Below are 12388 nucleotides of genomic sequence, written 5' to 3' on the forward strand. Positions count from 1 at the left end.
TAAAAGATGAAATTAGCAATGGTAAGACTTTATTGTGGAGAGTCAGGACAAAAAGGCTTTTACAATTTGCAAGAATTAGGATTAGCTAAAGCTTTAAATAAGATGGACATTGATGTATATATTATTACTCTATCAAAAAAAGTCAAAAAAGTAATACAAGAAAAAGATGAATCTGGAGTAATTTTATTAACTGTCCCAGCAAGAGGTATGGCTAATCATGGATATTTCAACTGTTCTATCCTATCAGATTTGGAAATAGATGTAGTTCATTTACAAAGCGATAATCAAATTTTTGCCCCATACGTAATGCGTTATTGTTATAAGAATGGAATTAATTGCTACAACTATGTGGGTACATTGTTTAGTGATAGTAATAATTTACTAAAGAGTTTAATTATGAGTATATTTTCAAAATGGAATATAAAATGCTATAAAAATGGTTTAGTCTTTGCAAAAACACCAAATGTGCAAAAGCAATTAATAGATGCAGGTGTCAGAAACGTTAAAATTGCTCCTGTAGGGTTGGATACTGAAATAATTCCTCAAATAGAGGAACCGAAAAATAAGTTACGAAAAAAATTGGGTATTCCTCAGGATAAAAAAGTTTTAATATTTGTAGGAAGACTTGAGGAATACAAAAAGCCACTCGAGGCAATAGATTTGATTAACGAATTAGATAATGATCACTATTTGTTGCTTATTGGTAAGGGAACATTAAAGGAAGATATGCTATCAAAAATAACGACATTAGAATTAGACAAAAAAATTAGATATATCGAAGCTGTACCAAATAAAGAAATTCATGAATATTACAAAGCAAGCGATTATTTTATTAATTTGAATAATAAAGAAATTTTTGGAATGAGTATACTTGAAGCGATGTACCAAGGTTGTACAGTGGTGGCAGTTAAATCGCCTGGACCTAGTTATATTATTGAAGATGGTGTTTCAGGTTATTTGGTTTCAAATGAGAAGGAAATGATAGATGCAATTTATAAACGGCATACTATCCACCCATTGGCTTCTCATAAGAGAATTGTTGAATGTTTTACATGGGAAAAAACCGCAGAGATAGTTTACTCAGTACTTTGAATTAAGCAGTAGATATAATAAATGATAAATAATAACGGGGGAAGAAAATGGAAGTGAAATTTAAGGGTAATCTTTTAAAGTCGCTTGTTTGTAGTATATCACCGGAGTTTCTCACTAGAATACTTTATTATAAGAATTTCAAGAAATCATTGAACTTAAAAAATCCAAATTTGCTTAATGAAAAGTTACAGTATCTAAAATTGAAAATGTATACTGATAATCCGATAATTACACAGTGTGTTGATAAGTACCGAGTAAGAGAATATCTTAAGAAATATAATTTAGAAATACTATGTCCGGAATTATATGGTGTGTATGATACACCTGATGAAATAGATTGGAACAAGCTCCCCAAGGGATTTGTTATTAAGTGCAATCACGGAAGTGGTATGAATATCATATGTAACGACAAAGATACTTTAGACATCGAAAAGGCTAAAGAATCTTTAAGTAAATGGATGAGAACAGACTTTTGGAAAATTTATGGGGAAACACAATATAAAAATGTTCAAAAAAAAATTATTATTGAAGAACTTCTTGATCCTAATATATTGACTTATAAATTTTATTGTTTTAATGGCCAAATTAGAGTAGCATATGTATCTTTAAATGGTGAAAATGGGGAAAAGGAGAAATATATGGATTATTTTGATCCTGATTGGAATTGGATTCCAGTCAAGTTGTGGCCGCATGAGAATGCTGCAGTTCATCCCCAAAAGCCTAAAGGTTATGAAGAAATGTGTAATTTAGCGAGAATACTCTCCCGAGATTTCCCATTTGTAAGGGTGGATTTATATAATGTTAATGGAACTATATATTTTTCCGAATTAACATTTGTACCAACTGGTGGAATGATGAGATTAACTCCAGCAAATCTTAATGAAGAATGGGGAAAGTGGCTTAAATTATAATGTATTGCATATAACTGAATGAAAATTTTCAGATGTATGAAATAAGGAGAGAATTGTAATGAATTTAATTTCAATAATTACACCATGTTTTAATAGTGAGAATACTATTAGACAGACGTTAGAAAGTGTGCTAAATCAATCCTACCAAAATTTTGAATATATTATTATTGATGGTGCATCTACTGATGATACGTTAAACATAATAAATGAATATAAGATTCTATTTGGAGAAAAACTTCGGATTTTTTCCGAACCAGATGATGGTATCTATGATGCAATGAACAAAGGTATATCAAAGGCAAAAGGCAGTATTGTTGGTATTATTAATAGTGACGATTGGTATGAGTTAAATACATTAGAACTAATTAATCAAAACTATACTGGTGCAAAATATGAAATTCTTTATGGGATGCAGAAAAACTGGGAAAATGAAAAAGAAAAAATTGTGTTTATAAAGAGCCATGAATTTATTGATACACAAATGTTAACTCATCCAACATGTTTTGTAACTAAAAGCACCTATTCAGATTTAGGGTGTTTTGATTTGTCTTACAAATCATCAGCCGATTATGAACTTATGATTCGTATGGTCAAGTCTGGGAAAGTACATTTTACACCCATTCATCAAATTATGGCGAATTTTAGAATGGGTGGTATGTCAAGTGGGCAAATTGGAGTAAGAGAAGATGCAAATATAAGGTATCATTACGGCATAATTAGTAAAAAGAAGATGATATTTACTATTTTTAAGAGCCTAGCTTATGAGATCATGAGTAAGCGAAAGTTAGTGTAGGTTACAGAGGTGGAGAAATTTTTATGATTAGTTATATTTATAAAATACTTGGGCTTTTCCATAGTAAATCTATATTTTTGGAAAAAATTTTCACTAAAATTTTTAAGATTTTTTTAAATGTATTTTACCCTCTATATTATAAGATTTCTGGAATTAATAAGGGATTGGGAATTAATACGAATGAAGTAAGAAAAGAAAGAATTATTATTTCTTTAACTTCCTTTCCTAATCGAATAGGAAAAGTATGGATTTGTTTGGAGTCATTACTGCGACAAAGTAAAAAGCCAGATATGATTATACTTTGGTTGGCAAAGCCACAATTTCCAAATGAGGAAAAAGACCTACCGAAACAATTACTACAATTGAAAAAGAGAGGTTTGGATATCCGCTTTACAACAGATGATATGCGTTCTCATAAAAAATATTATTATGTCATGAAAGAGTATATCGATGATATGATAATTACTGTGGACGATGATACATTTTATCCAGAAAATCTCCTTCAGAATCTACTAAAGAAACACTATGAAAACCCAAATTGTATAATTGCAAATAGAGCGTGGCCAATGGCATTTAAAGAAAATAGTGAATTATATCCTTGTAGCGAATGGAGAAAACATGCCGTCATTAACGGTCCCCTAAATAATCATTTTGTTCAAGTTGGGGTTGATGGAGTTTTGTATCCTCCCAACTCCCTTAAAAGGGAGTTAGCTTTTAATAAGGGCATGATAAAAAAAGTGTGTCCTTTAGCAGACGATTTATGGTTAAACGCTATGGTTACATTAAATGGGAGAAAAGTTGTTGAAGGTGTACCATTTAACAAATCAATTATTTTTCTTGAGATATTTGGAACTGCACAATTTGGATTGACGAAAGTTAATGTTGGGAAGAATAAGAATCAAGAGCAACTTGAAAATTTGATATTAAACTATCCGGAATATTTAGAAATGATAAAGAAAGAAGTCTACAGGTAGCTGAAATATATATATAATTATATGCAAAAAGGAAATCAATAGTGTTTCTGCAGGAGGAAGTTATGAATTTACCTAGATCAATCACCAAAATTAAAATAAATTATAATACTATTCTTCTTACAATGCTATTTTTTTTCATGCACAATTGTTTTTACTTGGTAAATTCAAATTCAAAAATATTGGGGATTATTAGTTATCCTGACTTTTTATTTTTATATTGTCTATTTTTATTCCTGTTTTATTTTAAAATGTTTCCAAAAGGATATTTTGGAGGGTACTTTGCTAAAGTGATACTTTCCATTCCGATTTTAATTATTTTATCAAGTTTTATGGCATCTATTAATTATGGACAGGGTATTCTTTCTGGCATATTGACTCAGAGAGCTTGGCTAATAACCATGTTTTTGTATTTTCCATTAATGGCATTGGTGCGTAATGGCAAGCTAAATATTGAATCGTTTCTATCAATTTTATACACTATTGTTTTTATAGAACTGTTCTTGTATTTCGTTCAGTTTTATGTTGGAGAATCCTATATGTTCCTTCACGTATTATACAATTATAGGTATGGATCAATCAGACTTTATACTGATACTGCATATATGTCTTTATTACTGTCACTTGCAACAGTAAAGTTTATGAATAAAGAAAAAATACTTAAGAACGCTTTTTTCATAGCAGCTATATTGGCATACATTTTTATTGTCATTAAGGGCAGAGGTGCAAGCATATTTTTCCTTCTTACTTTTGTTCTAATTATAGTTTTGAGCAAGTCGAAACTGATTTACAAAATTTGTATAATGGTTATTATGTTCCTTTTAGGATTTTATATTTTTTTACAAGCACAAACGGTTCAAGAACTAATATCAATTATTTTCCAAAACGCTGATGATCCCACCTTTAATGTAAGGATTTTTAGCCAACAATTCTATTTGTCTAAATTATCTTCAACAGCGGGAGCTTGGGCATTTGGGTACGGTTATCCTAATTCCACTATACCAAATTCAATGGCGGCAACGGGTAATGATTTAGGCTATTTGCTTGCGGATAATGGTATTTATGGTTTTGTTTTTTGCTATGGGTTTTTAGGAGTTGTTTGGTTTTTTTACAGTTCGATAGTACAAATAAAATATTCAGCAATTCTGTTTTTTAAGTATAAGGATAGTGCTTTAATAGTCTCCATTGTATTAGGATTGGCAACTTTAGTTACAAATATTGTGTTTTTTTATAGCTTTTATTCATTTTCTAGTGTATTAGTGTTTATCACTATTGAGTTATTACTACGGAAATATCGAGATAATAATAAAGTAAGGTTAAGGGGTTAAGGATGAATTTTATTAAGGCTTTTTTTGCGAGTATTCATTATAAAATAAAATATCGAAACTGTAATATACGAAAACATGCACGTATAGTTAATGCAAAATTAGAAGGTAGAAATACAATAGGTCAGCATTCGGATATTAGAAATTCGGCGATTGGGTACGGCACATATGTCCAACCTTATGCAAAAATATTTCAAACAAAAATAGGTAGGTTTTGTTCAATTGGGCAAAACTTTTCAGTAATTGTTGGGAATCATCCTGTTGAGAGTTTCGTATCAACTCATCCCTCGTTTTTTTCAATCCGCTGTCAAGCGGGCTTTACTTTTGTGGATAGAAATCTTTTCGATGAGTTTAAATATACTGACAATGGTTATATTTGTGAGATAGCAAATGATGTTTGGATTGGAGATAATGTTAGTATAATGAATGGCGTAAAGGTAGAAAATGGAGCAATTATTGCAGCAGGAGCTGTTGTGACAAAAGATGTTCCACCTTTTGCAATAGTAGGAGGAGTACCTGCCAAGATAATTAGATATAGGTTCGGAAATTCTGAAATTGAATTTTTAAATAAACTTCAATGGTGGAATAAAAGTATTAATTGGATTAGTGAAAATTCCAAGTTTTTTAACTCCCTTGATTTATTACGTAAGGTATTAAAGGATTAATAACTGAAAGTTACTTAGTATAAATTTGTTCTAATCGACTAAAAATAATGAGGGTTTATAATGACATCGTTAATACCAGCTAACAATAAATTAGTTAGTCACATTTATAACAATAAAGATAATTATTTAATACAATATACAAATTGTAAAAGTAATATATGTGCAATTTATTTTTCAAGTAACGCAATATATTACCCTAATACAGAAGAAGAATTTTCTAATGTTATTATAAAAAAAGATAGGTTTGAATGGTATAGTACTAAAATAAATAAGGCTAAAAAACACATATTTATAAGAGATGTATATAAACAATGGTATATAGAAGGAATAAGTAGTAAATATGATAATACTGAAAAGTTATTAGATTTTTTAAAAGAACAAACCAGAGGTTATGAAATAATAACTGTGGGAAGTTCAGCTGGTGGATACGCAGCTATTTTATTTGGAGAAATGTTAAAAGCTTCATATATACTAGCATTTTCTCCTCAATTTTCTTTGAATTATTATATTGAAAATGGAGAGTTTGAAGATAATCCTTTGATATTTAAATATTTGGATGATAAATCTAAAAATAAATACTATGACCTTACAAATAAAATAAAAAATAGTAATATACCTATTTTTTATTTTATTCCAATAGAGAGTGAAGCTGATATCTATCAGTTTAATCTTGTAAAAGATTATTCAAATGTATTTTGTTTTAAATTTATGTCAAAAATTCATGGACAAACAATGCATTCTTTTAACTTACCATATATTCTAAATAAAGATTGTCATGAGTTAGTAAAGATATATAAAAGGTATTCTAGTGATAATATTAGTCAATTGAAATTCGCAATAGATACTTGTGGACTTTTTAATGTTATTTTGGATTTCTCTAAAAAAATTGTAAAGCAGTATTTTAAGAAGGCTTTTAAACGAACTTAGTATTGGCAAATCAGGTATATCTCTTTATTTCGTCACTTAGTAGTAACATCGAGCCCTGAGGAGGCTCTTTTTTATTTAAGGTGTAATGTTTTTGGAGTTTCAATATTTTATAAGTGAAAAAAAGATATCCATGTAGCATAAAACAAGGAAATGGATAAAGTAACTCAGATGTACATGACATAATCTATGTAATAGCCAATAAACCCAGTCAATATTCAGAACCAAGGTGAAATGGGAAGAGCCAATAACAATATGAGTTCCACTAATCAGCCGGTGTTGCAACTTGTCACTTTACTCGGAGCCTTTGCAAACGTGAAATCTAGTGCTTTTATTTAACGTGAATGTTTCTGAATTTTGCAGAGAAGATTCTATTGAATGTCATATGAAGCGAAACCGAAAACTATAGTATTAATCCTGAGAGGTAATAGACTATGAAGAAGTCAAGTGAATTTTTGCTAAGTGTGGTAATACCAAATTATAATAATGCAAAATATATTAAAAAATGTATTGAAAGTATATTTGAACAGTCATATTCAGGAGTTTTTCAAGTAATCATAGTGGATGATTGTTCAACTGATAACTCAATCCAAGTAATAGAAGAATTGATAAAAATTTATCCGAGAATCAGTCTGGTAGCATTGAAGGAAAATGCGGGTGTTAGTAATGCCAGAAATATGGGGTTAAGTTGTGTGCAAACAAAGTATGTGACTTTTATTGATCCTGATGATTATTATTTTAATAAAGACAAATTAAATAATGAAATGCAACTTATTATTAAATATAAAGAACAGTTTGGGAAAGATATTTTGTCATACTCACCTGTCATAAATGTACAAAATGATTTATCCCAGTTTTTTTATCCTCCTTCAGATCAGAAAGCATATTTACAAGGGAATGTTAGAATAGATTTGCTTAAAGGGAGGAATTTTAAAACAATCATGAGAGATTATTGTATTTCTACTCAAGTATTGCGAAATGTTGGTGGATACAATATCGAGCGTAATTTATACGAGGATTGGGAGCTCTTGCTAAAATTATCTCGACAAGTAGAGTTTTATTGTACGTTTGAATACGGAACAGCTTATCGCTTTTCAATAAACGGCTTGTCCAAACGTCCTATAAATTATCTTAATGAAAAGAAAAACGAAATTTTTTACGAACAGATACATGATATTAGCGGGGCGTTAAAGAATGAAATATATTTAGTAAAAAAAGTAATAGATACCAAGGCATCAATTAGGAGAAAATATTATCAAACGAAAAGGATAATAAAAAGAATTTTGATAAAGATAGGTATATATGACAGTATTGTAAATAATAAGTGAATTTAAAATATTAATATGGATTTTACAAATAATTTTTAGGGAATCACTTCATACAAAATCGCAACAGATTATTAATGTTTGGCTTTGATAACCATTACCCCTTCACGCGGGAGACCTTTATATCGATATAAAAGCTATGGTGATATGAAAATATTGATATTTTAATAATGGAATAACATATGTTATTTCTAAAATATGCATTAAATTATGGAGGAGCTTAATTTGTTAGCGAAACGAAGTTTTTACAATTTAACCTTTGGAATGGTAGGTCAACTTATTACTATTTCACTTGGACTACTTATACCTCGCATTTTTTTAGTTCATTATGGTTCAGAGGTATACGGTTTTATTTCATCAATTGGACAAATTATTGTTTATATGTCCTTATTAGAGGCAGGAGTCGGTGCAGCTACTTTACAAGCATTATACAAACATGTAGCAAAAGTGGATCAACAAAATATCAACTCAATTTTGGCAGCGACCTCCAACTTTTATAAAAAAACAGGAATGTACTATCTTATTAGTGTAATATTACTTTCTATTATATATCCTTTTATTGTTGATTCTACTCTAGATAAAACCACAATAATAATTGTAGTTTTATTCACTGGATTGGGAGGAGCATTAAATTATTACTTTCAAGGGACATATACAATTTTTTTAATTGCTGAAGGAAAAGGATATATAAATACCTCAATAACAACTATTATAAATATTTTAGTAAGTAGTATAAAGATTATATTAATTTTAAAAGGGTTCAATATAATTATTATCCAGGGATCTTATTTTTTTATGTCAATTATTCAGATTTTTATTTATAAAGTATATATTAATAAAAACTATAAATGGATTGATTTGAAAGTAAACCCTAATTTCGAGTCAATCGCACAAAAAAATTCAGTTATAGTTCATCAAATTTCTGGAATGATTTTTAGAAATACAGATGTTCTTGTATTGACAATTTTTACAAATTTGAAAATTGTGAGTGTTTATGTACTTTATAATTTACTTTTTAGTGTAATTGATAACATCATAAATACAGTAAATAATAGTATAATATTTGCTCTTGGAAGAACTTTCCATCAAAGTAGAGATATTTTTATAAAATTGTATGATGCTTATGAAGTCTACTTTATGGCACTTGTTTTTTCATTATTTACTATTGCATATATATTTATTTTGCCCTTTATGAAAATATATACATCTGGTATAGAAGACATAAATTATATTGATTTTTGGCTCCCAATACTTTTCGTACTCCTTAAGCTGTTAAGTAATGCCAGAGCATCTTCTAATAGTTTAATAGAAATAGCTGGTCACTTTAGTAAGACAAAATATCGTTCAATAATAGAATCCCTAATAAATTTAGTTTCATCAATTATTTTTGTACAATTTTTTGGTATTTATGGAGTGTTACTAGGAACAATTATGGCATTATTATATCGTTCTGTTGATATAATAATCTATGCTAACAAAAGAATATTGAAAAGAAGCTCTTGGATAACTATTAAAAGATGGATTATTAATTTTGGAATTATTTTAGTAATAGTATTTACCACTGACCATATTAATATTAACTTGACATCATATATAAGCGTTGTTAGTTGGGCAGCAATGTTTACTGTAATAATTCTTCTGATCTTTTTTACAGTCTCCTCTCTATTTGAAAAAGAAATCTTTGTATACACTTTTAAATATCTAGTTAGATTAAAAAAAGGGAAAATTAAACGGAGTTAATAAAAAAATTAGTAAGGAGTAGGAAAATGCCTAGAAGTTCCAATATTCATATTTTATCTGCCAGTGATAATAGTTTTGCCCAACATCTGGGTGTTACTATCGCATCTCTTTTGGAGAATTCTAACCATCCACAAAATATTGTGTACAGTGTAATTGATGGTGGTATTTCGGATACTAATAAAAAAAAATTAGTTTCACTTTTCAATAAATATGGAGCTAAAGTGAAATTCCTTAAGGTGGATAAAAAGATATTTGAAAAATACCCTACAACAGATTATTGGCCTACTGCTATTTACTATAGACTTCTGATACCTCAACTGCTTGATAGCTCTATTAAAAAGGTAATTTATCTTGATTGTGACTTAGTTATAAAAGATGATATTAATAACCTTTGGAATGTAGACATAAAAGATTACCCAATGGCAGCTGTTGCAGATAACGAAGGTAAACTTAGATTTGCTGATTTGAATCTACCAGAGGATTCCATTTATTTTAATTCGGGAGTAATGGTTTTGAATTTGGAATTTTGGCGGGAAAATAATATAGGGGAAAAGATTATAGATTATATAGATAAAAATACAACTAAGCTTTTGTGGCCAGACCAGGATGCTCTAAATGTTATCTTATATAATAATTGGAAACCACTGCATCCAAAATGGAACTTCCAAAGGAATATACTCTATTTATTGCCCCAAGAACAAATCTTTGATATTACCACGATAAATAGAGTGTTAAAGGAACCAAGTATTATTCATTTTACAACATCGTCTAAACCATGGTTTTATAATGATGAACATCCTTTTAAAAATGAATATTATTATTATCTTTCATTCACAGAGTGGAGGAACTTTAAACAAGTTGATAAAACTCTAATTAACGTTTTCAAGAAATCATTTAAAGTTATTCTACCTAAACCATTATTTAATATCCTAAAGAAAATGAATGAAATGATAAAAGTTTTATATAAGTTAAATTAAAAAACCACGGGTGCCTGTCACAACCCGGTTTTTATCGATAATTTTAGAATAATAAGATGTATGTTAGGGAAAGGCATGAAGCTGTGTATAGAGAGAAGAGAGTTACCCGGTTTTGCATGTCATATTGGGATTATTAGTAATGTAAAAAACTGGTATAATTAATGATATTGTGATTAACATGCTCATTATGTATCAAGATATATTAATTAAGAATTTGTAAATATATTGAAGGTGGGACAAAAATGAAAATTGCAGTAGCTGGAACTGGGTATGTTGGCTTAGTAACCGGGGTCTGTCTTGCGGAACATAATCATTCTGTTACTTGTGTAGATATAGATGATAAAAAAGTAGCCCTAATGAAGTCGGGGATTTCCCCTATTTATGAACCTGGCCTTGAAGAATTACTGATTAATAATATGGATCGATTGAATTTTACAACCGAGTATAAAGAAGCATATAAAGATGCAGATGTTATTTTCATAGGTGTTGGAACTCCAGAAAAACATGATGGTTCGGCTAATTTAAGTTATGTATATGGAGTAGCTGAACAAATTGCTAGAAGTATTGAGAAAGATTGTGTAGTAGTAGTTAAATCAACCGTACCGATAGGTACAAATGATAAGATAGAAGAATTGATTAAATCCAATTTGGCACATGATGTAAATGTATATGTAGCTTCTAATCCTGAGTTTTTGGCACAAGGGACTGCAGTAAGGGATACACTTCATTCTTCAAGGATTGTAATAGGTGTCGAAGAACCCTATGCAGGTGATGTTTTAAAAGAGGTTTATAAGGATTTTGATGCACCGATTGTGGTTACAAATAGAAAAAGTGCCGAGATGATCAAGTATGCATCCAATGATTTTCTTGCACTGAAAATCTCTTTTATTAATGAAATAGCAAACCTTTGTGAAATTATTGGAGCAGATATAGAAGATGTCACTCTCGGTATGGGATTTGATAAACGGATTGGAGATCGCTTCTTAAATGCAGGAATTGGTTACGGCGGCTCTTGTTTTCCTAAGGATACAAAAGCGCTGCACTGGCTGGCAAATTTCCATGACAACGAGTTAAAGACGGTTAAAGCAGCTATTGATGTGAACGAAAATCAAAAGCTAAAATTAATAAAGAAATCTCGCAAGTATTTTGATAGTTTCAATGGGTTGAATGTAGCTGTACTAGGGTTAACCTTCAAGCCAGGGACAGATGATTTAAGAGAAGCTCCTACTCTTGTGAATATCCCCATTATGCTGGAAGATGGAGCAAACGTAAAAGCATGGGATCCTGTTGGAGTAGAGAATTTCAAGAAAAAGTACCCCGATGCAATTACTTTTTGTAATACCATTGAAGACACCATTAAGGATGCGGATGTATGTTTTATCTTTACCGAATGGGATGAAGTTAGAGACTTTGATCTATCAAAATATAGTAAACTAATGAAAAGCCCAATCGTGCTTGATGGAAGAAACTGCTATGATTTGACAAGTGCGAGAAAAGCTAATATCATTTATGATTCAATTGGAAGAGAAACCATAAATAGTTTGGAAGTTTCGCTAGTTTAATTATCTTAAATAGGAGACAGATTCTTTATCACTTCGGTTAGGGTCTGTCTTTTTCTCTGTGTTAATTTGAGTACCAATCAAATGGCAGAAAAATAGTTAAAAA

General features: G+C 29.8%; 11 protein-coding genes. All 11 read left to right on the plus strand.

The genetic code is table 11. The features are described 5' to 3' along the window. The first annotated feature begins 6 nt into the window (after positions 1 to 6). The 11 genes from BR30_RS0130555 to BR30_RS0130605 all read left to right on the plus strand — a co-directional run bounded on the left by BR30_RS0130555 (position 7) and on the right by BR30_RS0130605 (position 12285). Complete coding sequence (locus BR30_RS0130555; RefSeq protein ID WP_026568361.1) at positions 7 to 1092, plus strand: glycosyltransferase; 1086 nt, start codon at positions 7 to 9, stop codon at positions 1090 to 1092. Positions 1093 to 1139: 47 nt separating this feature from the next. Then, entirely contained in the window at positions 1140 to 2003 is an 864-nt protein-coding gene (locus BR30_RS0130560) for an ATP-grasp fold amidoligase family protein (protein WP_026568362.1), read from the plus strand. Between the two features lie 58 nt (positions 2004 to 2061). Continuing rightward, positions 2062 to 2796, plus strand: coding sequence for a glycosyltransferase family 2 protein (locus BR30_RS0130565; RefSeq protein ID WP_026568363.1), 735 nt, complete (start codon positions 2062 to 2064; stop codon positions 2794 to 2796). Between the two features lie 23 nt (positions 2797 to 2819). Then, complete coding sequence (locus tag BR30_RS34920; RefSeq protein WP_051633850.1) at positions 2820 to 3770, plus strand: hypothetical protein; 951 nt, start codon at positions 2820 to 2822, stop codon at positions 3768 to 3770. Between the two features lie 62 nt (positions 3771 to 3832). After that, entirely contained in the window at positions 3833 to 5095 is a 1263-nt protein-coding gene (locus BR30_RS0130575) for a hypothetical protein (protein WP_026568364.1), read from the plus strand. Between the two features lie 2 nt (positions 5096 to 5097). Continuing rightward, on the plus strand, positions 5098 to 5757 hold the full coding sequence (locus BR30_RS0130580; RefSeq protein WP_051633851.1) for a CatB-related O-acetyltransferase: 660 nt from the start codon (positions 5098 to 5100) through the stop codon (positions 5755 to 5757). Between the two features lie 60 nt (positions 5758 to 5817). Continuing rightward, on the plus strand, positions 5818 to 6684 hold the full coding sequence (locus BR30_RS0130585; protein ID WP_035446394.1) for a hypothetical protein: 867 nt from the start codon (positions 5818 to 5820) through the stop codon (positions 6682 to 6684). Positions 6685 to 7115: 431 nt separating this feature from the next. Beyond that, on the plus strand, positions 7116 to 8009 hold the full coding sequence (locus BR30_RS35505) for a glycosyltransferase family 2 protein (RefSeq protein ID WP_051633852.1): 894 nt from the start codon (positions 7116 to 7118) through the stop codon (positions 8007 to 8009). Positions 8010 to 8231: 222 nt separating this feature from the next. After that, positions 8232 to 9746 carry an MATE family efflux transporter gene (locus BR30_RS0130595; RefSeq protein ID WP_026568367.1) on the plus strand — a complete coding sequence of 505 codons (1515 nt, stop codon included), beginning with the start codon at positions 8232 to 8234 and terminating at the stop codon, positions 9744 to 9746. A 26-nt stretch (positions 9747 to 9772) separates the two neighbouring features. After that, entirely contained in the window at positions 9773 to 10723 is a 951-nt protein-coding gene (locus tag BR30_RS34930; protein ID WP_051633853.1) for a glycosyltransferase family 8 protein, read from the plus strand. A 242-nt stretch (positions 10724 to 10965) separates the two neighbouring features. Then, positions 10966 to 12285 (plus strand): UDP-glucose dehydrogenase family protein, encoded by a 1320-nt coding sequence (locus BR30_RS0130605; RefSeq protein WP_026568368.1) that lies wholly within the window; start codon positions 10966 to 10968, stop codon positions 12283 to 12285. Positions 12286 to 12388 lie beyond the last annotated feature (103 nt).

It is taken from the genome of Bacillus sp. UNC41MFS5, from assembly GCF_000686805.1.

Bases quoted from the DNA above. Each gene is read 5' to 3' on its own strand.
- BR30_RS0130555 (WP_026568361.1), top strand. From the start codon at position 7: ATGAAATTAGCAATGGTAAGACTTTATTGTGGAGAGTCAGGACAAAAA.
- BR30_RS0130560 (WP_026568362.1), top strand. From the start codon at position 1,140: ATGGAAGTGAAATTTAAGGGTAATCTTTTAAAGTCGCTTGTTTGTAGT.
- BR30_RS0130565 (WP_026568363.1), top strand. From the start codon at position 2,062: ATGAATTTAATTTCAATAATTACACCATGTTTTAATAGTGAGAATACT.
- BR30_RS34920 (WP_051633850.1), top strand. From the start codon at position 2,820: ATGATTAGTTATATTTATAAAATACTTGGGCTTTTCCATAGTAAATCT.
- BR30_RS0130575 (WP_026568364.1), top strand. From the start codon at position 3,833: ATGAATTTACCTAGATCAATCACCAAAATTAAAATAAATTATAATACT.
- BR30_RS0130580 (WP_051633851.1), top strand. From the start codon at position 5,098: ATGAATTTTATTAAGGCTTTTTTTGCGAGTATTCATTATAAAATAAAA.
- BR30_RS0130585 (WP_035446394.1), top strand. From the start codon at position 5,818: ATGACATCGTTAATACCAGCTAACAATAAATTAGTTAGTCACATTTAT.
- BR30_RS35505 (WP_051633852.1), top strand. From the start codon at position 7,116: ATGAAGAAGTCAAGTGAATTTTTGCTAAGTGTGGTAATACCAAATTAT.
- BR30_RS34930 (WP_051633853.1), top strand. From the start codon at position 9,773: ATGCCTAGAAGTTCCAATATTCATATTTTATCTGCCAGTGATAATAGT.
- BR30_RS0130605 (WP_026568368.1), top strand. From the start codon at position 10,966: ATGAAAATTGCAGTAGCTGGAACTGGGTATGTTGGCTTAGTAACCGGG.